Genomic DNA, 23,311 nt, shown 5'->3' on the forward strand with positions numbered 1-23,311 from the left:
CCCCCGGAGATGTCTTACATGAGTTCGTTGACTGCACTGTCTAGCGCTGGCGCCCCGACGCCTGCGGCCAGCCCTGCAGCGCCCAGTGCGTTTGGCCTGCGCATCGTCGTCGGACTGCTGGGTGTGTTGCTGGCGGTGTTGTGCGCGGGCCTCAACGAGATGGTCACCAAGGCATCGTTGGCGGATATCCGTGGTGGCCTGTTTATCGGCGCTGACGAAGGCGCCTGGCTGATTGCGGTGTATGCAGCGGCGTCGGTGTCGGCCATGGCCTTTTCGCCGTGGATGGCCGCGACCTTTTCCCTGCGCCGTTTCACCCTCTGTGCAATCAGCGCTTTCGCCCTGTTGGGGTTGCTGCAGCCGTTTGCGCCGAACCTCTCGAGCCTGATGCTACTGCGCATTTTGCAGGGGCTGGCATCAGGTGCCTTGCCGCCGATGCTGATGAGCGTTGCGCTGCGTTTCCTGCCGCCGGGGATCAAGGTCTACGGCCTTGCCGGCTATGCCCTGACGGCCACCTTCGGCCCGAACCTGGGCACGCCACTGGCCGGCTTGTGGACCGAGTACGTTGGCTGGCAGTGGGCGTTCTGGCAGATCATTCTGCCGTCGCTGCTGGCCATGGCCTGCGTCGCCTGGGGCCTGCCGCAGGACCCACTGCGCCTGGAGCGCTTCAAGCAGTTTGACTGGCGCGGCGTGCTGTTGGGCTTGCCGGCGATTTGCTCGCTGGTGATTGGCCTGACCCTGGGCGACCGCATGGGCTGGTTCAGCTCCCCGCTGATCTGCTGGCTTTTGGGTGGTGGTTTAGTGCTGCTGGTGCTGTTTCTATACAACGAATGGTCTGAGCCATTGCCGTTCTTCAAGCTGCAAATGCTCAAAACCCGCAACCTGACCCACGCTCTGGTGACCTTGTTCGGCGTGTTGATTGTGCTCACTGCGGCGATCCTCATTCCGTCCAGCTATCTGGCGCAGATCCAGGGCTACCGCCCGGCGCAGACTGCACCGGTCATGCTGGTGGTGGCCCTGCCACAGCTGCTAGCGCTGCCGTTGACCGCCGCGTTGTGCAACGTGCGAGCGGTGGACTGTCGCTGGGTGCTGGCCTGCGGCCTGGGCATGCTGGCGTTGTCGAGCCTGCTGGGTAGCCAGCTCACCAGCGAGTGGATTCGCGACAACTTCTACTGGCTGCAGATGCTGCACATCTTTGGCCAGCCGATGGCGGTGTTGCCACTGCTGATGCTTGCCACCGGCGGCATGACCCCACAGGACGGCCCCTTCGCGTCGGCCTGGTTCAACACCGTCAAAGGCCTAGCCTCGGTGGTCGCCACAGCGGTGCTGGAGGCCCTGACCACCCTGCGTCGCCATTTTCACTCCAACCACCTGGTCGACAGCCTGGGTAACTCACCCCTGGTCGACAGCCAGGCACCGGGCCTGGCCAAGCGTATCCATGAGCAGGCGCTGGTGCTGACGTCAGCCGACCTTTACCTGTGCATGGCGTTGTTGGCTGCGGCGCTGATTTTGCTGATTCCTTTTGTGCCTACACGGATCTATCCACCCCGTGCAGTGGCTTAGATTCCTGTTCTGAGAGAACAACATGACGACAATAACGACCCACCGAAAAACCGCCTTGATCGCTACCGCACTTGTGGTGGCGGGCCTGCTGGGCGTAGGCCTGCCGCTGCTGCTGGGGGGGGATTCCGAGCAGAGCACCAACGATGCCTACGTGTCAGCCGACTACACCGTAGTCGCCCCGAAAGTGGCGGGTTTCATTACTCAGGTGCTGGTAGAGGACAACCAGCAGGTCAAGGCCGGGCAGGTGCTGGCGCTGATCGATGACCGCGATTATCAGGCCGCTCTGGCGGCGGCACAGGCGCAACTGTTGGTGTCGACCGCGCAGCAGCACAATGCCCGGGCGACCCTTGAGCAACAGGCGTCGTTGATCGCCCAGGCGCAGGCAGCGGTGCGTGTCGACCAGGCCGAAATCACCTTTGCCAATCAGGAACTGACCCGTTACAGCCGGTTGGCCAAGATCGGTGCCGATACCCTGCAAAACGCCCAGCAAGCGCGCAGCCGTGTCGATCAAGCCACCGCGCAGCTGACCAACTCGCAAGCGGCACTGACAGCGGCGCGCAAGCAGGTCGATATTCTCCAGGCTCAGTTGGACAGTGCCGATGGCGGCCTTAAGCATGCGCAGGCCGGCCTGGAGCGGGCGCAATTGGATCTGTCTTATACGCGCATCGTTGCGCCCATCGATGGCATGGTCGGTGAGCGGGCGCTACGTGTTGGCGCCTACGTCAATGCCGGTGCGCGGCTGCTGTCGGTGGTGCCGCTGGAACAGGCCTACATCGTCGGCAACTTTCAGGAAACCCAACTGACCCATGTACAGCCGGGGCAACCGGTGCACATTCGTGTTGATACCTTTGCCGGCCAAGACCTGCACGGTCGGGTCGAGAGCATCGCACCGGCCACCGGTGTGACGTTTGCTGCGGTGAAACCGGACAACGCTACGGGCAACTTCACCAAGGTGGTGCAGCGTATTCCGGTGAAGATTGTTTTCGACGCCGACCAACCTTTGTTGCAACGCTTACGCGTCGGCATGTCGGTAGTGGCAACTATCGATACCCGTGCGCCGCTGGCTACCGGTAACGAGGTCAGCGCGCGATGAGCACTGCGCTTACAACGGCCGGCTAAGGCCGAAGCGCTTTTTCAGCACCGCGTCCAGCAATGCACGCGGCAGCCAGCGGGCCATCAGTGGCAGTGCCCGGCTGCCGTTGCCCAGGCGCACCAAGGTCGGCGTAGGTTTTTTCGCCACGGCTGCCAGCAGGCCTTGGGCGAAGTCAGTGGCCGTGGTCGGATGGTCCTGAGAGGCGCGGGCACGCGCATGGATGTATTCACGCAACGGCCACCATGGCGAATCGGCGGCCAACACTTGCTCCGCCTGAGTCTGGGCGTTGTCGGCAAACTGCGTGGCGATGGCCCCCGGCTGTACCTCCAAGACGCGAATTCCCATCGGTGCCAGTTCCAGGCGCAGTGCATCGCTCAAAGCATGCACGGCGGCTTTCGAGGCACAGTAGGCACCGGCAAAAGGCGTGACCAACACGCCGGAGACGCTGCCGATGTTAACCACCAGCCCTTTGTTGCGGCGCAAGGCCGGGAACAGTGCGCGGGTGACCCCGACCAGAGCGAACACGTTGGTCTCGAACTGGCGCTGCATAGCCTCGACGCCACCATCGAGCAGCGGGCCCATGGCGCCGTAACCGGCGTTGTTGATGAGAATATCGAGACCGCCATGGGCCGCTTCGATCTCCGCGCTCAGGGTTTGCAGGGCCTGGGCATCGTTGACGTCCAGCTGGCGGCCGGTGAACCCCGCAGCCTGCAGACGCTCCACATCGTGAGCTTTGCGGGCGGTCGCCCAGACTTCATAGCCGGCCTGTTTGAAACAATCGGCCAGAGCGCGGCCGATGCCGCTGGAGCAACCGGTGATCAGTACGATGGGCATGGACGATCCTTCGCGACGCAGGGTGAGGAAGCCCGATCATACGCAGCTCGCCCGAAGACTGGAAAGCTTCAAGCTTCAAGCTTCAAGCTTGCAGCTTGCAGCTTCCCAGTCACCTATGCTTGTTGCGCAGAGAAGTTTCCACAAGGGAGGATGGAATGTGGCCACTGTGCTGCTCGTGGACCCGACCCCAATCGTACGCAGCGCGCTGCGGGGCCTGCTGGAAAGTATGGGGCATGCCATTGGCGCCGAGGCTGTTGATGTACCTTCGGCACTCACCCTGGCGCGAGAGACGCGCCCCGAGCTGGTCATCCTTGAAATGGCGCTACCCGGCGCAGGTGGCCTCGACCTGCTGCGCCGCCTCAAGGCGCGTGACCCAGCGCCGAAGTTGCTGGTTTACAGCCGGCAGAATCCGGAACATTTTGCACCGCTGTGCTTCCAGTCAGGGGCCAGTGGCTTCGTTAGCAAAGACGAGGACCTTTCAGAGCTGCGCAAGGCCATTGGCGATGTGTTGGCCGGACGCGCGCATTTTGCTCGCAATCATATGTTGCCGGGCAGTGGCGGTGAGCTGGACAGCCTGACACCACGCGAGCTGGCGGTACTGAAACTGATTGCCGAAGGTCACTCCAACCTGAGTATCGCCGAGCAATTACGGATCAACTTCAAGACCGTCAGCACCTACAAGGGCCATCTGCTCGAAAAACTGCACGTTGGCTCCAATGTGGAACTGGCCGAAATCGCACGGCGCAATGGCCTGGTGGGCGGGCAGGAGAACAGTGCTGGCGCCATGGTGGCAGACGTGTTGCCGCTGGAGTTGGGCATGCTGCGTGAGCTGGTGAACGCTTCGCCCAATCCGATGTTTGTGCGCACCACCACCGGCACGCTGCTGTTCTGCAACCAGCGCTTCCTCGACTACTACCACATCACCGCAGAAGAGGCGCTGAACTCCGGATTTGCCGACGCGCGCTGGTTCTCAGCCTCGTTACGGCAGCGGCTGCCGGAGATGTTTGAGCGATTGGTCAAGGAGGGCGTTCCGGTTTCCGTGAGCAACCGCGTCGAGGTTTTTGGCGAGCCGCGTGTGCTGCATTTCTGGATGGTGCCGTATCGCGATGCCAACGGTCATTTCGCCGGTATGTTGGGAGGCTTGCAGGACATCACCACCAGCGAGGGGCATTTGATCGAGCTTCGCGATCGCGCATTGGCCGCTGAGGCGCAGTTACGCCAGCGGGCCGACCTGTACAAATCGTCGCTCACTGAACTTGCCGTACGCCTGCAAAACATGGAACTGCACCCGGCAACGCCGGGCCTTGCGGCGCTGGCTGACCGTTTGGCGCGGCTACGGCGTATTTGCGATCTCGAGGATGCCCAGGTAGCGCCTTTGCCAGTCTCCTGTGAGTTGTGCGCCTTGATCGAGCGCACCCTGATCGGGCAGGCGGTAAGTCTGTTGACCCTGTCCGCTCCGAGCGCCAATTGGGTCTGGGTGGACGTGCAGCTGTTTTCGGAATGGATGAACAGCGCGCTGGCACTGTTTCACAGCGATTACGATGCGCCGACCCTGCTGCGCCTGAGTATGACGCAGCGAGAAAACGGACGACTGCTGGCGCATCTGCAGATCAACGGTCAGATGGCGCTGGACAGCATCATAGACCGCAGCCACGCCGAGCATCTGGCAGAGCAACTGGGCGGGCATTTCAACTATCAACGCCTTGAAAACGAAGCTGTCGTTACCTTCGAGCTCGAATTGCTCATGGCCACCGCCCGCTGACTAGCGAAGAACTCTGATAGCGCTGCCTGAAGGACTCTGAGTTCGCTCAGCGCCCCCTCTCCCTAGCATGTGTGCAACTCGATCCACTGCCGGAGTTGCCATCATGATCACCCGCTCGAAGCCGTGTTTCCTGCGCCGCGCCAGCGCGCTGTTCGCCCTTGGCGCTCTCAGTGCTGCCTTCCTCGGCGACGCCATCGCCGATACGCCGATTACCTTCGTCGGCAATACCGGCTCGGTGGAGAAGCAACTGGGCGATTTCTTCTTCATTGAAGGGACAGCCATGACCGCCGGTAACTACTCGGGCTTGAACCTGAGAACCGAGGTGGATGGCAACGGCAACCTGCAACTGCAGATGGCTGACAATCCGGTGTTCGAGTCGGTGATCACCGGCAACACCATGATCAACAATGATGGCTTGACCATTCTCGGTGGCCCAAGCGTGAGCACCTACGGTATCGACGCGGGCTACCAGAAAATCACCAGCGTCGCAGCAGGCGATATCAGTGACAACTCAACCGATGCAATCAATGGTTCGCAGTTGAGTGCAACCAACCAACAGGTTAGCCAGAACACCACCAACATCAACAACATGAACACCAGCATCAGCAACGGTACGGTCGGCACGGTTCAGCGCACCGGCACGGATCAGCTGTCACTGATTGCAGCGGGCGGTGATGCCTCTGCGCCGGGTAACGCGCAAGTGCTGACTAACGTGGCGCAGGGTGCACTCAACGCAAATTCCATCGACGCTATCAACGGCTCGCAGTTGCATGAAACCAATCAGCAAGTGGAGGCCAATACCACCAATATCAGTAACATTGATGGTCGTGTGACCACTGTGGAAGGTAATGTCACTACCTTGCAGGGCGATGTTACCAACCTGGCCAACACCCCGATTACGTTCCTTGGCAATGCCGGCGCGGTTGAGAAGAGATTGGGTGAGACCTTCATCATCCAAGGTGCGGAGTCTACCGCCGGTAGTTACTCGGGTTCCAACCTGAGAACCGAAGTGGATGGCAACGGCAACCTGCAGCTGCAGATGGCTGACAATCCGGTATTCGAGTCGGTGATCACCGGCAATACCACGATCAACAATGATGGCTTGACCATTCTCGGCGGCCCAAGCGTGACCACCTACGGTATCGACGCGGGCAACCAGAAGATCACCAGCGTCGCAGCAGGCGATATCAGTGACAGCTCAACCGATGCAATCAATGGTTCGCAGTTGAGTGCAACCAACCAACAGGTTAGCCAGAACACCACCAACATCAACAACATGACCACCAACATCAGCAACGGCACGCTCGGCCCGGTGCAGCGCACCGGCACCGATTTGCTGTCGCTGATTGCCGCCGGTGGTGATGCCAGTGCGCCGGGCAATGCGCAGATGCTGACCAACGTGGCGGCGGGTGCGGTTAACGCAAACTCTATCGACGCGATCAACGGCTCGCAGTTGTATGCGACCAATCAGCAAGTGGACGTCAACACCACCAATATCACCAACCTTGATGGCCGTGTGACGACTGTGACAGGCGACGTCACCACCTTGCAGGGTAATGTGACCAACCTCGGCAACCACATCGATAACATCTACAACACCGGCACCAAGTATTTCCATGCCAACTCGACCGGTAGCGATTCTTCTGCCACGGGTGTGGATTCGGTGGCCATCGGCATGGGCGCGGTTTCCAGTCATGACGGCAGCGTCGCCCTGGGTGCCGGTTCTGTCGCCAACGGCAGCACCCTCGGGCACCAGGCCTATCTGGTGGGCGGCACCGCCACGGGCGAAGTCAACATCGGTAACCGTCGCGTAACTGGCCTGTCGGCCGGTGCAGACGATACCGACGCGGTGAACGTCGCGCAGCTCAAGAAAGTCACGGCTGCCTCCACCGAGGGTTCGGTCAAGTACGACCTCAATGGCGATGGCACCGTCAACTACAACAACGTGACCCTGGGTGGCACCACTTACAACAGCGTCACCAAGGTCGGTGGTACCAGGATTACCAACGTTGCCCGGGGTGTCAGTGACAGCGATGCGGTGAACATGTCTCAGCTCAACGAGACCAACGCCCAGGTCACCAACATCGATGGTCGCGTGACCACCGTCGAAGGCAGCATCACCAACATCAACAATGGCGCTGGCATCAAGTATTTCCACGCCAACTCCAGCAAGGCTGACTCGGTCGCCAGTGGCACTGATTCCGTCGCCGTCGGGCCGAGCGCTCAGGCCAGCGGCAAGGGTTCTGTCGCGATGGGTGATGGCGCCAGTGCTGCCGCAGACGGCAGCGTGGCCCTTGGGCAAGGCGCTAGTGATAACGGTCGTGGTGCCGAAAACTATACCGGCAAGTACTCTGGCGCGGCCAACGCCAGCGTCGGGACTGTTTCGGTAGGCAACGCCGCCAAAGGTGAAACCCGCACCCTCAGTAACGTCGCTGACGGCAAAGAGGCCACCGATGCCGTCAACCTGCGTCAGCTCGACGGTGCCGTGACGGAGTCCAAGCACTACACCGACAACTCGATCAGCAAGGTCAACACCGAGGTGACCAACGTCACCAAAAACGTCACCAACCTCGACAACCGGGTAACCCATGTCGAGGGCAATGTCACCAAGGTGCAGAACGGCACCGATGGCATGTTCCAGGTCAATAACACCCGTCAACTGGCCAAACCGAAGCCTGTCGGTAAAGACTCGGTGGCCGGTGGTGCCGGAGCGGTAGCGGCAGGTGACAACAGCACTGCCATCGGTTCCAACGCCAAGGCCAGCGCCCGTAACTCGGTCGCCGTCGGTGCCAACTCGGTAGCCGAGCGCGACAACAGTGTCTCGGTGGGCAGTGCTGGCAGCGAACGGCAGATCACCAACGTGGCTGCCGGTACCGTGAAGACTGATGCCGTAAACCTCGGCCAGTTGCAGAAGAGCATCGGAGACATTTCCAACCAGTTCTACGACTACACCGATTCTCGCTACAACGCGCTGCGCCACGATCTGAAGAAACAGGACGACATCCTCAGCTCAGGCATCGCCGGTGCAATGGCCATGGCCACGCTTCCACAGCCTCATACGCCAGGCGCCAGCATGACTTCTGTCGGGCTTGGCAACTTTCGTGGCCAAGGGGCGCTGGCAGTGGGCGTGTCGAAGATTACTGACAACGGCAAATGGGTCATCAAACTGCAAGGCAGTGCAACCAGCCAAGGCGAGTCCGGTGTTGCCGCCGGGGTCGGTTACCAGTGGTGAGTTTTTCCATCCCCTTAAGCGTAAGGAGTGAATCATGAATACTTCCAGCAAGTGGCTGACCACCCTGTTGCTTGCGCTCTGCCTGCTGGCCGGCTGCAACAATACCGCGCAGAATGCCGTCAGCACCGGCAAGGCCAATGTTGAATCGCTTGGGATCTTGGAGTATCCGGCGCTGCCGGTGATCCGTAACGCGCTTTTCAGCATGTCGCCGTTGGTGGATGGCAAACGCAACCCGGCGGTTATGCAGCAAATTTGCGGCCTGGCTCGCGATGAATTGAAACAGAGCGATGTCGACCGGTTTGTCAGTGCCAGCGGCGAGACCCGTGAATCGTTGATCAATAAGGGCGGGGTGACCGCGCTGTTGGTCAGCGGTAATCACCAGGGTCAGGAGATCGCCTGTGCCGCGTTTCTGGCGACGGCTCCGCTTATTCAGGTCGATGGTAATGATTTCATCGCGGCGCAAAAGGGTGCAGACGGCAAGCTTCAGGTCGATTCGCGTCGTCTGAAAGAGGTCATGGCGTTCCGGATTGCGTTGGCCCGCACTGACGCCGAGTACTTCTCGCTGATTGCTGAGAAGCTGCAGCAAACGCCGGGTCTGACTAGCGCACAGTATCAAGCCAAAGCTCGTGAGCTGTTTTCCGAACTGGCACCGGCCTACCTGAAACGCGCCAAAGAGCAGATGCCGCTGCCTGGTACTCAGTATCAACTCAAACGTCTGGACAATGAACGCTTCGCCTTTGGTACGTCCAATGGTGGCGAGTATGTGTACGGGAACGATGGTATGACACTGCGCCAAGACAACATCACGTGGTATGGCGAGGGGCAACTGATGGGGCAGCGTCGTACCCTGAAAATTGCCTATTACCCGGATGCTGTTGTTGAGCGTATCCGGTAGGAGCGGGCTTGCCCCGCGATTGCGGTGTGTCAGTCACATAGCAATCGCGGGGCAAGCCCGCTCCTACATTATTAGTTACTGAAGCTGCCGCGTAGTTGTTCAGCATGAAACTCTAAAGATTGCGGACGATATCCTGAACGCAGCGGCGGCAACGGCAGGCAGTCGCTCCACTCGGCACCAGGCTGCAACTCACCGGGGCCACGGTAGCGCGGCGCGCTGTAGGTGTTTTCGCTGAGGTTGACGCTGTCGCCAGGGGCGTAGGCGGCAACGCGCCAGCGCAAGGTTTGCAGGGGCACATCGTTACCGTTTTTCATGTGCACGCGTAGCGGTCGGTCGGCAGGGCACTGTTCGGGGGCGTAGGTCAGGCGCAGGTCCAGACGGGCCAGTTGGCGGGTTTCGCGGTTGTCCTGCCAGACTACCCACAGAGCCACCAGGCCCAGGCCGAAAATGGCTGCCAGGGAAATCGGCAGGGCTTTGGCAGGGTAGCGCAGCAGCAACACCAGCCAGGTGAGGATGAGCAGGGCGCCGATGATCATGGGCGAGGCCTTGGTTACGGAGGTGCTTTTATCCTAACCAAAAAGTATCGCGGGGCAAGCCCGCTCCCACCGGTCTGGTGGGAGCGGGCTTGCCCCGCGATAGGGGTTACTGCGCGATGGTTTTGACCGAAATCCCTCGCTCAATCGGCGTCGAGCGCCCGTAGATATCCTCGAAACGCTCGATATCGTCTTCCCCCAGGTAGCTGCCCGACTGTACCTCGATGATCTCCAGCGGGATCTTGCCGGGGTTGCGCAAACGGTGCACCGAGGCAATCGGGATGTAGGTGGACTGGTTCTCGGTGAGCAAGAACACATTTTCGTCGCAGGTCACTTCAGCGGTGCCCGATACCACGATCCAGTGTTCTGCGCGGTGGTGGTGCATCTGCAGCGACAGGCTGGCGCCCGGTTTGACCGTGATGTGTTTGACCTGGAAACGGCCGCCCATGTCCACCGAATCGTAGGACCCCCACGGCCGATACACTTCGCAATGATTTTGCGTTTCGCTGCGGCCCTGTTCGTTGAGGGTGTTGACCAGTTGTTTGACGCCTTGCACCTTGTCTTTGTGGGCAATCATCATGGCGTCTTTGGTCTCGACTACCACAATGTTCTCAAGGCCGATCACCGAAACCAGTTTGCCGTTGCCGTGAATCATGCAGTTGCGGCTGTCCTGGACCACCACGTCGCCTTTGGTGACGTTGCCGTTGGTGTCTTTCTCGTGCACGTCCCACAGGGACGACCAGCAGCCCACGTCGCTCCAGCCGGCACTCAGCGGTACCACGCAGGCACGTTGGGTTTTTTCCATAACTGCGTAGTCGATGGAGTTGTCCGGGCAGCAGGCGAAGGTGGCGTCATCAATGCTCAAGTTGTCGCCGTCTTCGGCACTGCGTTCCAGGGTCAGCAGGCAGGTGTCGTAGATGTCCGGGTCGTGCTTTTTCAGCTCTTCCAGGAAGCGGCTGGCCCGGAACAAGAACATGCCGCTGTTCCAGAAGTAGCCGCCAGCCTGAACGAATTCGTTGGCGCGTTTCTCGTCGGGTTTTTCCACGAACTGTGCGACCCGGCTGATGCCTTCGGGCAGCAGCGCGTCCTGGCTGGATTTAATGTAGCCGTAGCCGGTTTCCGGTTTGGTCGCCGGTACACCGAACAGCACCATCTCGCCGCGTTCGGCGGCCACGGTTGCCAGGGCCAGGGCGCGTTGCAGGGCTTTCTGGTCGTCGATGACGTGATCGGCTGGCAGCACCAGCATCAACTCGTCACGCCCTTCATTGACCAGCTTCATCGCCGCCAGCGCGACTGCCGGTGCGGTATTGCGGCCAAACGGCTCAAGCAGAATGCCCTGGGTTTCCAGCTTCAGGTTTTGCAGTTGCTCAGTGACGATGAACTTGTGGTCTTTGTTGCAGACCACGATCGGTGTGTCCATGCCTTCGAACACCAGGCGCGACAGGGTTTGCTGGAACAAGGTGTGTTCACCGGTCAGGGCCAGGAACTGCTTGGGAAATTGTTTGCGCGACAGGGGCCACAGACGCGAACCGCTACCACCGGACAGGATGACTGGAATCATGAGTGTTCTCCGAAGTTTGAAATAGGCAGTTGATTAACGGGTCGATACCGGGCGCTTGACCCAGACCGGCGACAGCGCGTCGCCGGAACCTGTGATGTAGAGCACCGCTGCTTCGCCGCGCTCCAGCGCCACCGGCTTCAGGTCGCTGACTTTTTTGTCGCCTTCATACAGGGCCAGGCTGACCTTGACCGGGTTGATCTCACGTTCGCCACGGGCCTTGGCGGCCACCGCTTTAACCACTTCGGTTTTGCCGTCGGCGGTTTTCAGGGTCAGGGCCTGGTTGCTGAGGTTCTGTACGCGAACCAGGGATTTCTGCTTGTTCTTGAACGGTGGTTCCTCGACCAGTTGCGGCGCTCCCGAGGCGTTGTTGACCAGGGTGTAGTAGTGGTCGGAGGCGAGCTTGACCGGCAGGCTCTGGCTACCGAGCTTGGCGCTGTAGTCGCCTTGCGGCATGAAGCTGAAATCGCTGCTGGCCTGGGCCGCGACGTTGTTGATTTGGGTGGTGCCGACGCTGGCGCTGACCGCTTGGTTGCTGGCGTTGTAGATGCGTACGAAAGTTGAACCTTTCGGCGCGCTCGGGCCGTACAGGGCGGCATCGGCGCCGGCCCAGGCCTGCAGCGAGAGCAGGCTCATACCGGCAGTCAGGGCAAAGGCTTTGGCAATACGGTGCTTGGTGGTCATGTGCGTTACCTCTCAGTGTTCCGTCCGGTTGGACGACAGGGCCAGATCGTGATTGGCATTACGGGTTTTCTTCAGCTGGGCGATCCACTGCGGATCGAAGTCGCTGAGGTCGTTCTTCATTGGCAGATAGCGTTCCGGGAACTCCCAGATCAGCACTTGTGGCGCGCTGTCTTTGAAAGCGGCGCTTTGCAGGTACTTGAGCATCGGCAGCAGCGGGCCATGGCCGTCTTCGGCGTAATTGACCACGTCACTGCGCAGTGCCTGCTGCAAGGCGCCGAGGAAGTTCCAGTTGGGGTTGGCGCTGTAGCTGGTACCCACCAGCGCCACCGGGATTTCGTTGTCGGCAAACAGTGCGTCAGCGTTCTCGCTTGCAGCCTGCGCCGGGCGGGTCGTGCGTGCCTGCAGGGTGTCCGGTGGCGGCAACAGGTTGCTGAACAGCGGATCGAGCGGCAGGAAGTTGGTCAGGTCGCCTTTGTACTGTGTGCTTTGGCGCTGTTCGGTAATGAACGGCTGTGGCTCACCGCTGAGCAGGTTCTGGCGGCTGACGGCTTCGGCCAGGTGTTGTGCAGCGACTTCGGCGCCCATGGGCGTCCAGTGGGTGTCGGTGCGCAGGAACACCTGGCCGCGGACTTTGGCGGTCGTCAGCGGCGCCAGCAGGTCAGGGGCAAACACGCCGGCCTGACGGGCCTGGGCATGGAACTCGTTGTACAGGTCGTCGTGCAGGCTGGCCGGGGTCTGTTCGCCCAGGTACTCGCTGTACAAGCGCGCCTTGGCAGGGATGATCGCCAGCACCAGCTGTACACCGCGCTGCTGCAGGGTGTCGCGCACACCACGGATCAGGGCGAGGTTTTCCTGTTCGAACTGATCGCTGTTGGCGACCGGTTTGAACTCCTCGTCACTGAATAACCAGTTTTCGCGGCCCAGTACCACGCCGGGGCGGCCTTCGTTGAACAGCTTGAAGTCCAGCGCCGCCCAGAGGTTGGTGCCGATGCGTTTGAGCGGGAACTGGTCGTCGTAGTGGGTTTCGGCCGCTTTCGCCAGCTTGCCGTCGAGCACAGTCATCTGCGCGGTGCGCTGGAAGCTGCTCAAGCCTCCCAGCGACCACACACCAAGGGCCAGCAGCAAGATGAGGAAGAGCACCGAATAGAGTTTGCGTAATGATCGGGTCATGGTCGGCTCACTCAGAACTGGAAGTAGAGAAACGGCGAGTAGCTTTGTGCCGAAAGCTTGAGGATCGAGGCGACGAACAACAGCAGCACCAGGGCGCGGGTGGCGTACAGCCCCCAGTCCAGGCTCAGGCTGCCGTCGGCATGCACTGCCACCGGCTGCGCCTTGGGCGCAGGCTTGGCGTTGCGGTAGAAGTCGCGCAGGCCGAAGAACGCCAGGGTCGCGTAGGCCACCAGCAGGGTGGCGACTTGCAGGCCGGTGAGGTTGGCGCGGTTGAGTTCCGACAACTGCCAGTCACTGAAGCTGAACATCGCGCCGTACATGCGTGCGGCCACATCGAGGTTCTCGGCGCGGAAGATCACCCAGCCGATCACCACCAGCAGGAAGGTGAAGGCCCATTTGATTGGGTTGAACCGCTGTGGGTTGGTGTCCAGGCCCAGTGCGCGCTCGATGGCCAGCCACATGCCATGCCAGGCGCCCCAGATGATGTAAGTGAAGTTGGCGCCGTGCCACAGGCCGCCCAGCAACATGGTCAGGAACAGATTGCGGTAGGTATTGAAGGTGCCTTTGCGGTTGCCGCCCAGGGTGATGTACAGGTAATCGCGCAGCCAGGTCGACAGGCTGATGTGCCAGCGCCGCCAGAACTCGGTGATCGACTGGCTGATGTAGGGCTGCTTGAAGTTTTCCATGAAGCGGAAGCCCATCATCAGGCCCAGACCGATGGCCATGTCGCTGTAGCCGGAGAAGTCGAAATACAGCTGCGCGGTATAGGCCAGAGCGCCCAACCAGGCGTCGCCGGTGGTCGGGTTCTGCAAGGCGAAGCAATGGTCGGCGACCACCGCCAGGGTGTCGGCGATGAAGACCTTTTTGATGAAGCCCTGCATGAACCGCGTGCAGCCCTCGGAAAACTTATCGAGGGTGTGGGTGCGGTGGTTGAACTGGTCGGCCAGGTCACGAAAGCGCAGCACGGGCCCGGCGATCAGGTGCGGGAAAATCGCCACGAACGCGGCAAAGTCGATCAGGTTGCGCGTGGCCGGGGTGTCGCCGCGGTACACGTCGATGATGTAGCTGATCGACTCGAAGATGTAGAACGAGATACCGATCGGCAGCAGTACATGCGTCAGGATGAACGGCTCAAGACCGAACGAGGTCATGATCGCGTTGAGGCTGTCGACCCCGAAGTTGGCGTACTTGAAGTAGCCGAGGATGCACAGATCGACAGCTACGCCGAGCAACAGCCAGCGCTGCGCCGATTTAGTGCGCACACCCGCCGCGCCGACTTTCAGGCCGATCCAGTAGTTCCACAGGGTGACCCCGGCGAACAGTGCCAGGAAGTCCACCCGCCACCAGGCGTAGAACAGGTAGCTGGCCAGCAGCAACAGCGCGTTGCGATAGCGTTGCCCGCTCAAGTAGTACAAGCCGAGAAAGATCGGCAGGAACAGGAACAGGAACACATTGGACGAAAACACCATCCCGATCTCTCCTTGTCGTTATCCATATCGGGGCAGCAGCCCCCCAAACCCCCCGTGAACCATCACCGGGGGAAACCATTGCATCTATTGCTGTCGGTGGGAGCGGGCTTGCCCCGCGATGCGATTTCGCTGACACACCGCAATCGCGGGGCAAGCCCGCTCCTACCGACAGCGAGTCTTCATTTTTTCGGTTCGTAAACCCGGGTCAGGTCGCCGCCCAGGCGGAAGTTTCTGAACGGCTGCATGTCGTGCTTTTTCTCTAGTGCATCGGCGCTGCAGCGGTAGAGGCTGCACCAGGGTTCGAGCCAGGCGTATTTGCTCTCGACTTTCAGGTCGCTCATGTTCTGCTTTTCGCCGTTCTTGGCTTTGAAAGCGCTTGGATCTTTGGCACCCGACAGCACTCGCTCGCCCAGGCGTTTCAGTGCGCCATTGTTTTCGGGGCGTACATCGACGCCATTGGCCTGGGCGAAGCTGGCGATCATCGCCAGCGGCGGCAGGGCATAGTTGTGGTAGGCAAGGGCGCGTTGCTTACGCTTGAGCTCGTTGGGCAAAAAGCCTTGGGCATCGACCTGATTGGCCGCTACCCGGTACTCCTTCACCGACCAGTCGAACAGGTCGCGGCGGTCGGTGGCGACGGCGGTAGCCATCACCGACCAGGCGGCCCAGTAGGAGTGGTTGTTGATTTTTTCCAGAGGCAGGTCGCTCCAGTCCTTGACCACCTGATCGGCCAGGCGCGCGAACCATTTCTCGATCAGCTCGGCTTCTTGCTGGTGCGCAGCCAAAGGTTGGGAGTTGGAGAACTTCAGGTGCAGCCACGAGCCGCTGAGGCTACCCAGCGCCCATTTGCGCATGGACTTGCCGGTGTGGTTGTAGTCCGTCGACATCAACGCATCGGCGCGGGCCCAGGTACTCAGCCATTTCAGGGTGCAATCGAGTTGCTGCGGGCGACCGTCGCGCATGTACTGCATCACCTGCTTGCTGACCCCGCGTTCCAGTGCGGTGATGCTGGCGGTGGAGTCGCGGAAGGCTTGCTCCGACGCCTTGTTCAGCGTGGCGCGGGCACTGTCCGAGCCTTCGTACTTGCTGCGAAATTGCAGCTTGCCGGTGTAAGGCTTGGGCGTGGCTTCACAGGTGTAGTTGCTCGGGCCGGTTTTGAGTTTTTCGATGCCAGCGTAGTAGCCCTGCGGGGGGACCAGGCCAGCGGCGTGTGCTGCCGGGCCGAACAGGGCCAGAGCAAGCACCAACGCCCGGTAGGAGCGGGCTTGCTGTGGGAGCGGGCTTGCCCCGCGATGGCGGTGTGTCGGTGAAATAGCATCGCGGGGCAAGCCCGCTCCCACAGGGGATTTGATGGGGTTGTTCATAAATTGGCTCACTTTCGTTTGCACAGTGTGGCTTCGACGTTCTGGGTGCCGCTTTCCGGGCCCTGGACTTCTACGGCGAGCAGGGTCTGGCTGGCCCAGTCTTCGTCTTCGCGCAACTGGAAGGCGAAGCGACCATCGGTGTCGGAGGTCTCAGGTTTTTCGATCTTCACGTCTTCGTGGCGGCCGTTCAGGTACCACAGCGTGGCCTGCAGGACCTTGACCGAGGTGTCTTCAAACTTGATGTCCAGTTGGTGACGGTTGTTGGTCAGGTCTTTGATCACGCCACCCTTGCCGTTGACCATCAGCTCGTTCTTGCCTGGTTTGAGCGCGGTTTTGGCGTGCATTAGCGCCGGTTTGCCTTCGCAACCGTTGTCGAGCAGGGCGAGCATTTGGCGCCAGATGGTTTCCTGGTCAAGGCGATAAAGGGGCGAGAACTCCCAGATCAGAATCTTCGGCGGGTTGTTCTTGAATTCCTCGCTGCCCAGGTACTGGATCATCGAGCCCTCAAGGCCGCCGCCGGGGAAGGCGACGTTGAGCACGTCGGCGCCAATGTACTGTTCGAGGAAGCCCGAGAAGTTGTAGTTCTTGCCGCTGTGGCTGGTGCCGACCAGGGTGATCTGCGGGTTGCCGGAATCGCCGAACAGGTCGTCGCTGCCACTTTCGCCTTTGGGCTCGGTGACGAACTGGTCCATGTACTGCACCGCATAACTGGTGCCGCACAGTTGCCCGGCAACGTTGTGCAGGGTGCCGGTCTTGCCCATGCGCCCAGACTTGTGGCTTTCGAATTCGCGCCGGGGAATGTCGCTGAACGCTGGCATGTCATGCACGGTGTCGGCGACGATTTTCGCGGCGCGCTCGGCACCATATGGCGTCCAGTGCTGGTCGCCGCGGAAGTAGAAATCTTTGCCCTGGTCGGCCGCCGCCAGTTGCTCGTTGGTCAGCGGCGACAGGTCAGGGACGTTGTAGCCCATCTTGCTGAAGCGAGCGAGCATCGCCTGATAGTTGCCCAGGGCTTTCTCGTAGTTGAACGCCGCTTTCTCGGCGGGGTTGAGCATGTTGCGGTTCACCAGGCCACGGGTGGGCTGGTACACCACCACCAGTTCGATGCCGCGCGCCTGGAACGCATCGTGCAACTGCTGCAGGCGTTTGTAGCCGGCTGGGGTGGTCTGGAATTCGGTACGCAGGTCTTCGCGGGTACGGAACAGCCAGTCGCCTTGTGCCTGAACCAGGGTGGTGAAGTTCTGCTGATAGCGGGTGGTGTAGCGGCTGGCGTCATGCGCTTCGGGGCACAACTGGCAGCACGGCGCGGCGCTGAAGGTTGGTGCCTGCACAGCTTCAGCTTTCGCGCCGTTGCTGATTGCCAGTAAGGCCGCACTCAGGCCCAGCAGTTTCATCAGGTGTGGGGTCATGTCGTGGCTTCCTCAATCCGCCATTTCGGTCTGGCGTTCGACCGGGTCGATCAATACGGCTTTCTGCTGGCGCACCATCAGGTCGAGGATTTCGTCCTGACGCTCGCCCAGTACACCGGAAAAACTGATACCGCTGGCCTTGCTCGGGGCCAGCATCGAGACCCGGTACAGTTCCACGCTCAACGGTGAGTCAATCGACAGCGGGCCACTGCGGTTGGCCGCCAGCTCGCCACCGACAACGATCAGCGAAACCTTGGTGTCGAACGGGTCGAGGGCGATGTCGCGGTCAGTGTCGGAGAGGTCTTTAATGTGCCCGTACACACCCACCAGGCCGTTGGCCATGGCGACGTTTTCGTACAGGCGGATGTTCACGCTGTTGCGCACGCGAATGCCGTGGCGACGGTTGTTGATGACCTTGTTACCCCAGATCAGGTTGTCGCCGCTTTCGTACAGGGTGATGCCGTCGGTGTGGTTGCGGTAGATCTCGTTGTAGGCGATCAGGTTGTTGACGCTGTTACGGTCGATCACCACGCCCGAGAGCTTGTTGTCATAGCTCTTGTTGTTGATGATCCAGCTGTCGTTGACCTCACGGGAAATAATGATCCCGTGCTTCTTTTTCGTCCCATAGACGGTATTGCCAGCAATAATCAGCCGGTGCGAACGGTCGTGCGGGTCGATGCCGTAGACGATGTTGTCGCGGTAGGTGCTGTCTTTCACCACGAAGTCACTGGTTTCGTAGCAGTAGAAGCCGTACCACATGTCACTGAACTCGGAACCGATGATCCAGCCGGTCGGCTCCGGGCGGCCCATCTGTTTGGCCATGTTCGGTGTGTACTGGGAAATACTCACACCATAGGATTTACTCTTGGCGTAGCCGAAGCTGGCCATCTGGCTGTTGACGATGTAAGTCTCGGTACCGCCCCACGACAGCAGGAACGGGCGGAACTCGTTGGGCGAACGGAAGCTGGCCGGGCCGTTGTCCTTTTCGCGCCAGCCCGTCACCTTGGTGTCGGTGACAAACAGCTTGCCGTCGTTGACCATGAACGAGCCGCCTTCCTGCGATAGGCGCAGCTCTTTGACCTTGGCGTCGATCTCCAGCACCCCTTTGGCACCGACCACGATCGGCAGGCGCGCCAGGTACACACCGGGTGCTGTTTCGCTCAGGTACTGTTTGGGTACCCGTTTGCTCAGCTCGGTGAAATCGACATGGCCGTCATCGATGAAGATCGCCTGCGGAATACCGTGCTGACGTGCCACCCACTCGGCCATCTTGTTGTCGCCGCCGATGAATTCCTTGAGCGCGTTTTCCTGGAGCATCCGCCGCACCGAGACCTTGCCCTTGTGGGCCCGCTGGATCTTCTTCTGCACCGCCTCGGCGGTGTAGCCAGACAGGTCGGGCAGGGTCGGCGCGGGAATCTGCAGCGGTTCGATCGGCGCACTGCTGACGGTGTAGGTCTTGGCCTGCTGCAGCCCTTTGGCGACCGGGGCAGCCGCCTGGGCGTTAGCCAGGGCGATGCTGCTGGCCAGGAGTAAGGTGCCGGCCAGCACGCGCTGCAAGGTGTTGGATTGAAGGCTCATATCAGTGCACTCCCGGCATCAGAATCGCCAGACCACGTCGACGAAGGCGCGATGCATGTACGAGTCGGTGTCTTTGCCATAGGCGTCACCCGGCTTGAATACACCGGCACGCAGACGCACCAGGGCCGACGGTTCATCGACCGACTGGCTCAACGACGCCGGCAACAGGCCTTGTTTGAAGTACTTGGTGACCACCACGTCCATTTCCTGGCCGAGGTCTTTCTCGCCCTGAATCAGCGGACGGTTGATGCCGTTGTCCTCGACCACGGCGTTGATACCGCTGCTGCCGATGTTCTGGTCGCCATCGACACGCCAGAACTTGTGGTAGATCAGGCTGGCGTCGTAGTCGTCGCGTAGTTGCCAGGAGGTGAACAAGGTGGCGGCCTGGAGGTTGCCCAGCTCGCCGCGGAACGCTTCGCCGAAACGGTGCACACGCGAGCGGGTGCCGGTGAAGTTCGAACGGTTGCTCTCCAACCCGGTTTGCTCGTAGTTACTGGAGCCATCGCTGCCACCGCCGCCGCTACCGCGGGCGTAGGCCGCACCGACTTGCCAGTTCGGGTCCAGGCGCAGGCGGATGCCGAGGTCGGTGGCCCAGGCGTTGACGTCGCCACTTTGTTTGCCTGTGGCCACTTGTTCGCCGTTGACGGTGGTGGTGTTGAGGCTGTCGCGATCACCGCTCAGCCAGGTCACGCTGCCCCAGTAGTTGACGCGGTTCTGGTTGCGCCAGTTGTAGGCGTCGCTGTTGGCTTCAAGGCCGAGCCAGGTCAGGTCGCCGGTGCGGGTCTTGTCCAGCTCATCGACGGTTTCGCCAGGGTTTTTCAGCTTGCCGTCGTCGTGGGTGTGGTGCGCGCGCAGGCCAACCCAGTGGCCGGGCGTCCATTGCGTGGCGATGTCGCCGTACACGTGCAGGCGATCCTTGTCTTCCGGGGCCAGCTCGGTGAGGTCGGTACGGTATTCACTGAAGCGCTCGGCGACGCCAAGGTTGGCACGCAGCAAGGTGGTGTCGAAGGTCCAGTTCAAGGCTTCGATGTTGGTGTCGCGCCACATGCCGTCGTCATTGCGCAGGCGCTGGCGGCCGAAGCGCAGTTGCTCGCCGGGGTAGGCGGTCAGGCCGCTGTAACCGACCCAGAACTCACGCATAGCCAGGTAGCTTTTGTCTGCTTCACGGCCATCGGCACTGCCGTTGTCGGTTTCGGCTTCGTCGCCGGATTGGCGCAGGGTATCGGTTTCGATGATGTCGGTGGCGGTCACCGCCTGGCCCATGGCAAAGGCGCTCCAGTTGCCGCGTTCACCGTAGACCCAGGGGCGCAGGTCCAGGCCCAGGCCGTTGACGTCACCGCCAGAGCGAGTGCCCAGGTCGCGGTCGTCTTCGGATTGGCCGGTGATCTTCACATCGAGGCCGAAGTTCTTTTCAGCAGTCATAGCCGCCAGGGTCGGGCACGACCAGAGCAGGGCGAAGCCAAGGCCCAGGCCGGCTTTCATCCACGGATTGAGTGTCATAGGGAGTCCTCGCCTTGATCGGGTGCTTGCACAGCCTGCAAGGCCAGGGCGTCTGCGCCTTGGCCGAGGGCGCCACGGGCCTGGCGCTCCTGTTGCAGCAGGCGCTGGCCTTGGGCCTTTTGCGCTGGGGAAAGTTGCTGGTCGAGCTGGGCGGCCAGTTCACGCGATTGATCGCTGGAGTTGGCTTGTGCCAGTTGGCTGAACACCCAGGCGTTGACCAGGTCTTGGCGAATGCCGTGGCCTTCGCTGAACAATTGCGCCAGGGCGTAGTCGGCGCTGAGTTGACCGCCACGGGCAGCGGTCAACAGGTGATCGACGGCCTTCTGTGGCTCGACTGTGCCCAGGTAGCCACGGCGATAAAGCTGCCCCAGGTAGTAATGGGCGCTGATTTCGCCAGCGTCGGCAGCACTGAGAAGGTGGGTTTCGGCCTTTTGCGCATCGGCTGGCACGGTTTTGCCTTCGTAGTACAGACGACCCAGCAGCAGCTCGGCGCGTGGCTGTTGCGCGCTGCGGCCCTTGTCGATGTAGTCCATCAACTTGTCGGTGTCGCCCAATTCGGGGAAGTCATAAAGCAGTTGCGCGAGGCTGACCCAGGAGCCGGGATTGGCAGGTGCAATTTGTTCGAGCAGGGCTTGGGCGGTTTTTTCGTCGGTCTGGCCCAGCGTGCGGTCAGCCAGCACGCGGGCCACACTGTCGACCCGCGTGGCCGGGATCGCGCCGCGTTGGTAGGCACTGTTCATCTGCGCCAGCAGTGCGGCCTGTTGCTCTGTCTGGCCGCGCTTCTGGTACACGCTGGCCAGCTCGACGTAGCAGATATCGGTGCTGTTCAGGGCCGCCTTGCAGATTCGCTCGACCTCGGCCAGGTGCTGGTCGTAGGTGTTCTGCGTGCGGTACAGCAGGATCTGCGCCAGGCCCGCTTCCGGGTAACCGGCGGCGCGCCACTGATCGATCTGCTGCTGCGCATTGGTGCTCGGGAAACTTTGTGGGTATTGCAGGTAGAGCATGGCCAGTGGAATCAGGGTATTGCCCTCGCCATTGGCGAAGGCTTTTTTCAGCAGGGTTTCGGCTTCCTGGCGTTCGGCCTGTGTGGCGTCCGGCTTGGCGGCGAGCAGGCGGCCAAGGCGTGCCTGGGCCCGCGGCGAGATATCGGCGGCGGCGCGGTAGGTAGCTTCGGCTTCCTTGAGCTTGGCCGGGTCCTGGGTTTGCACCTGGATATCGGCCAGGCCTACTTGGGCTTCGCTGTAACCGAGGTCGGCCAGTTGCCGGTAGTTCTGTTCGGCCAGCGCGGTGTCGCCGCGCTTGAGTGCTTCGTTAGCCAGACGCTGGTCGGGCAGCCCGGCGCAACCGGCCAGGCTGATGGCCAGTGCGAGGCACAGGTAGGAGCGGGCTTGCCCCGCGATCTGTATTCCAAGGCTGCTGGAGTTATCGCGGGGCAAGCCCGCTCCTACAGGGGGGAAGGTGATGGTCATGGGCTTGTCCTCTTAGAGCCCACGGGCCACGGCTTTGTCGATCAGCCAGTCCAGCGACGGGCCGCTATCGCTGTCTACTGCGACCGGGCGGCCAACCAGTTCAGCGGGCAACGCACCTTGCGGTTTGATCTGCACACGAATGTCCGACGACAGGTCTTCGCTGTTCAAGCTGGTGCTGCTGACGATCTCGCCAGTGCGCCATTCATCGTCGCCGGCAATCTGGAAGTTGACCTGAGTACCCGGCTTGACGTCGTCGAACTGGCGGTAGCTGAAGCGTGCTTCGATGGTTGGGTTGGCGGTGCGCGGGATCAGTTGGAAGATCACCTGGCCTTTGCTGGCGTACTGGCCGTCATCCACCAGTTGGCGGGCAACCACACAATCGCACGGGCTGGTCAGGGTACCGCTCATTTGCTTGCCGAACAGTTCTTCGACTTTGCTCGGTTCAAGCTGTTGATCGTCCAGGTGACCTTTGAGCATGTCGAGCATGCTGGTGCTGAACGAAGCCAGCGGCGCGCCTTTGACCACGTGACCTGCGTCTTCGACCAGGCTTTGCACGGTGCCGTCGCGGGGCATGGTGACGTTGGTGGTCGGCACGCTGACCACGCCGGCCTGGGCATGGCTGACGAAGTACACGCCGTACACCGATTTGGCGATAAAGCCGAACGCCGCTACGCCGACCACGAATACGCCGAGGCTGAAGGTCACCGCGCGCAGACGGCCGAGGGCACTCATGCCCGCACCGGCGTCTTTCTGCTTGCGTGCCTTGGTGAAGTTGTCGCGTTGCAGGGTACTCAGTACGTCGCCGATGGTGATCAGTTCACCCGACAAGTGCGAGGTGATGATGTGGCGCAGGGTGGCGATGTCGCGCGGCTCCAGGTTCTGGAACTGCACACCGGTACGCCCGTTGCTGGTATCGAAGGAGCGGACCTGGAACTCGATGTCCATGGCCAGGCCGAGTTTGTCGACGGTGAACTGCAAGCGGCCGCGTAGCACCTCGCCGACTCTCAGCGGGTGCTTGGCATGAAAACTCAGGCCGCCGGCAGACAGGTCGTCGACCTTTACTTCCAGGGTTTCGCGGTTGCTTCCCAGGTAGCGCAGTTTGGCTGGGATACGCACCCGGGCGTGCTGGCGCTGGGCTTCTGACTCATGCACGACATTGACGTTCACGGCGGTATTCATGGCGATTTGTTCCTGTTTAATCCAA

General features: G+C 61.2%; 17 protein-coding genes. 5 read left to right on the forward strand and 12 right to left on the reverse strand.

Annotated elements, in window-relative coordinates; translation table 11 throughout:
- Nucleotides 1-18: 18 nt before the first annotated feature.
- Both E1573_RS00110 and E1573_RS00115 read left to right on the forward strand, forming a co-directional pair.
- Nucleotides 19-1,560, forward strand: coding sequence for an MFS transporter (locus E1573_RS00110; protein WP_133209395.1), 1,542 nt, complete (start codon nucleotides 19-21; stop codon nucleotides 1,558-1,560).
- Between the two features lie 31 nt (nucleotides 1,561-1,591).
- Nucleotides 1,592-2,653 carry an HlyD family secretion protein gene (locus E1573_RS00115; protein ID WP_133209646.1) on the forward strand — a complete coding sequence of 354 codons (1,062 nt, stop codon included), beginning with the start codon at nucleotides 1,592-1,594 and terminating at the stop codon, nucleotides 2,651-2,653.
- Nucleotides 2,654-2,662: 9 nt separating this feature from the next.
- Here E1573_RS00115 and E1573_RS00120 read toward each other — a convergent pair whose 3' ends face one another.
- The gene (locus E1573_RS00120) at nucleotides 2,663-3,487 is read right to left on the reverse strand and encodes an SDR family oxidoreductase (protein WP_133209397.1); all 825 of its coding nucleotides are present in this window, start codon (nucleotides 3,485-3,487) and stop codon (nucleotides 2,663-2,665) included.
- 157 nt (nucleotides 3,488-3,644) lie between these two features.
- Between E1573_RS00120 and E1573_RS00125 the strand changes: the two genes are divergently transcribed.
- From E1573_RS00125 to E1573_RS00135, 3 genes are all read left to right on the forward strand, one after another.
- Nucleotides 3,645-5,249, forward strand: a complete 1,605-nt coding sequence (locus tag E1573_RS00125; RefSeq protein WP_165957272.1) for a response regulator — start codon at nucleotides 3,645-3,647, stop codon at nucleotides 5,247-5,249.
- A 103-nt stretch (nucleotides 5,250-5,352) separates the two neighbouring features.
- Nucleotides 5,353-8,481 (forward strand): YadA family autotransporter adhesin, encoded by a 3,129-nt coding sequence (locus tag E1573_RS00130; RefSeq protein ID WP_165957273.1) that lies wholly within the window; start codon nucleotides 5,353-5,355, stop codon nucleotides 8,479-8,481.
- Nucleotides 8,482-8,515: 34 nt separating this feature from the next.
- Nucleotides 8,516-9,376 carry a hypothetical protein gene (locus E1573_RS00135; RefSeq protein WP_133209403.1) on the forward strand — a complete coding sequence of 287 codons (861 nt, stop codon included), beginning with the start codon at nucleotides 8,516-8,518 and terminating at the stop codon, nucleotides 9,374-9,376.
- 71 nt (nucleotides 9,377-9,447) lie between these two features.
- On the opposite strand, the gene E1573_RS00140 is transcribed toward E1573_RS00135, so the two are convergent.
- The 11 genes from E1573_RS00140 to E1573_RS00190 all read right to left on the reverse strand — a co-directional run bounded on the left by E1573_RS00140 (nucleotide 9,448) and on the right by E1573_RS00190 (nucleotide 23,286).
- A complete protein-coding gene (locus E1573_RS00140) occupies nucleotides 9,448-9,912 on the reverse strand; it encodes a multidrug transporter (protein WP_133209405.1) in 465 nt (154 codons plus the stop codon).
- Nucleotides 9,913-10,018: 106 nt separating this feature from the next.
- The gene (locus E1573_RS00145; protein WP_133209407.1) at nucleotides 10,019-11,470 is read right to left on the reverse strand and encodes a mannose-1-phosphate guanylyltransferase/mannose-6-phosphate isomerase; all 1,452 of its coding nucleotides are present in this window, start codon (nucleotides 11,468-11,470) and stop codon (nucleotides 10,019-10,021) included.
- 33 nt (nucleotides 11,471-11,503) lie between these two features.
- Nucleotides 11,504-12,151 carry an alginate O-acetyltransferase AlgF gene (locus E1573_RS00150; RefSeq protein WP_133209409.1) on the reverse strand — a complete coding sequence of 216 codons (648 nt, stop codon included), beginning with the start codon at nucleotides 12,149-12,151 and terminating at the stop codon, nucleotides 11,504-11,506.
- A gap of 12 nt (nucleotides 12,152-12,163) precedes the next feature.
- Nucleotides 12,164-13,321: an alginate O-acetyltransferase gene (locus E1573_RS00155; protein WP_133209411.1), complete on the reverse strand. Its 1,158-nt coding sequence runs from the start codon at nucleotides 13,319-13,321 to the stop codon at nucleotides 12,164-12,166.
- Between the two features lie 11 nt (nucleotides 13,322-13,332).
- Nucleotides 13,333-14,790: an MBOAT family protein gene (locus E1573_RS00160; protein WP_133209413.1), complete on the reverse strand. Its 1,458-nt coding sequence runs from the start codon at nucleotides 14,788-14,790 to the stop codon at nucleotides 13,333-13,335.
- Between the two features lie 179 nt (nucleotides 14,791-14,969).
- Entirely contained in the window at nucleotides 14,970-16,151 is a 1,182-nt protein-coding gene (locus E1573_RS00165; protein WP_133209415.1) for a mannuronate-specific alginate lyase, read from the reverse strand.
- Nucleotides 16,152-16,159: 8 nt separating this feature from the next.
- Entirely contained in the window at nucleotides 16,160-17,560 is a 1,401-nt protein-coding gene (locus E1573_RS00170) for an alginate O-acetyltransferase (protein ID WP_133209417.1), read from the reverse strand.
- 12 nt (nucleotides 17,561-17,572) lie between these two features.
- Nucleotides 17,573-19,138 carry a mannuronan 5-epimerase AlgG gene (gene algG, locus E1573_RS00175; protein WP_133209419.1) on the reverse strand — a complete coding sequence of 522 codons (1,566 nt, stop codon included), beginning with the start codon at nucleotides 19,136-19,138 and terminating at the stop codon, nucleotides 17,573-17,575.
- Between the two features lie 18 nt (nucleotides 19,139-19,156).
- Nucleotides 19,157-20,638, reverse strand: coding sequence for an alginate export family protein (locus tag E1573_RS00180; protein ID WP_133209421.1), 1,482 nt, complete (start codon nucleotides 20,636-20,638; stop codon nucleotides 19,157-19,159).
- Nucleotides 20,635-22,107: an alginate biosynthesis TPR repeat lipoprotein AlgK gene (gene algK / locus E1573_RS00185; protein WP_256659442.1), complete on the reverse strand. Its 1,473-nt coding sequence runs from the start codon at nucleotides 22,105-22,107 to the stop codon at nucleotides 20,635-20,637. The genes E1573_RS00180 and algK overlap by 4 nt, the downstream gene beginning before the upstream one ends.
- A gap of 12 nt (nucleotides 22,108-22,119) precedes the next feature.
- Nucleotides 22,120-23,286, reverse strand: coding sequence for an alginate biosynthesis protein Alg44 (locus E1573_RS00190; RefSeq protein WP_133209423.1), 1,167 nt, complete (start codon nucleotides 23,284-23,286; stop codon nucleotides 22,120-22,122).
- Nucleotides 23,287-23,311 lie beyond the last annotated feature (25 nt).

It is taken from the genome of Pseudomonas sp. H9 (genome assembly GCF_004353925.1).
Lineage (GTDB): Bacteria > Pseudomonadota > Gammaproteobacteria > Pseudomonadales > Pseudomonadaceae > Aquipseudomonas.

What these genes read in the sequence shown, in the direction of transcription:
- E1573_RS00150 (WP_133209409.1), bottom strand. Translation starts at nt 12,151, where the DNA reads ATGACCACCAAGCACCGTATTGCCAAAGCCTTTGCCCTGACTGCCGGT.
- E1573_RS00145 (WP_133209407.1), bottom strand. Translation starts at nt 11,470, where the DNA reads ATGATTCCAGTCATCCTGTCCGGTGGTAGCGGTTCGCGTCTGTGGCCC.
- E1573_RS00170 (WP_133209417.1), bottom strand. Translation starts at nt 17,560, where the DNA reads ATGACCCCACACCTGATGAAACTGCTGGGCCTGAGTGCGGCCTTACTG.
- E1573_RS00165 (WP_133209415.1), bottom strand. Translation starts at nt 16,151, where the DNA reads ATGAACAACCCCATCAAATCCCCTGTGGGAGCGGGCTTGCCCCGCGAT.
- E1573_RS00135 (WP_133209403.1), top strand. Translation starts at nt 8,516, where the DNA reads ATGAATACTTCCAGCAAGTGGCTGACCACCCTGTTGCTTGCGCTCTGC.
- E1573_RS00190 (WP_133209423.1), bottom strand. Translation starts at nt 23,286, where the DNA reads ATGAATACCGCCGTGAACGTCAATGTCGTGCATGAGTCAGAAGCCCAG.
- algG (WP_133209419.1), bottom strand. Translation starts at nt 19,138, where the DNA reads ATGAGCCTTCAATCCAACACCTTGCAGCGCGTGCTGGCCGGCACCTTA.
- E1573_RS00110 (WP_133209395.1), top strand. Translation starts at nt 19, where the DNA reads ATGAGTTCGTTGACTGCACTGTCTAGCGCTGGCGCCCCGACGCCTGCG.
- E1573_RS00120 (WP_133209397.1), bottom strand. Translation starts at nt 3,487, where the DNA reads ATGCCCATCGTACTGATCACCGGTTGCTCCAGCGGCATCGGCCGCGCT.
- algK (WP_256659442.1), bottom strand. Translation starts at nt 22,107, where the DNA reads ATGACCATCACCTTCCCCCCTGTAGGAGCGGGCTTGCCCCGCGATAAC.
- E1573_RS00130 (WP_165957273.1), top strand. Translation starts at nt 5,353, where the DNA reads ATGATCACCCGCTCGAAGCCGTGTTTCCTGCGCCGCGCCAGCGCGCTG.
- E1573_RS00180 (WP_133209421.1), bottom strand. Translation starts at nt 20,638, where the DNA reads ATGACACTCAATCCGTGGATGAAAGCCGGCCTGGGCCTTGGCTTCGCC.
- E1573_RS00160 (WP_133209413.1), bottom strand. Translation starts at nt 14,790, where the DNA reads ATGGTGTTTTCGTCCAATGTGTTCCTGTTCCTGTTCCTGCCGATCTTT.
- E1573_RS00140 (WP_133209405.1), bottom strand. Translation starts at nt 9,912, where the DNA reads ATGATCATCGGCGCCCTGCTCATCCTCACCTGGCTGGTGTTGCTGCTG.
- E1573_RS00155 (WP_133209411.1), bottom strand. Translation starts at nt 13,321, where the DNA reads ATGACCCGATCATTACGCAAACTCTATTCGGTGCTCTTCCTCATCTTG.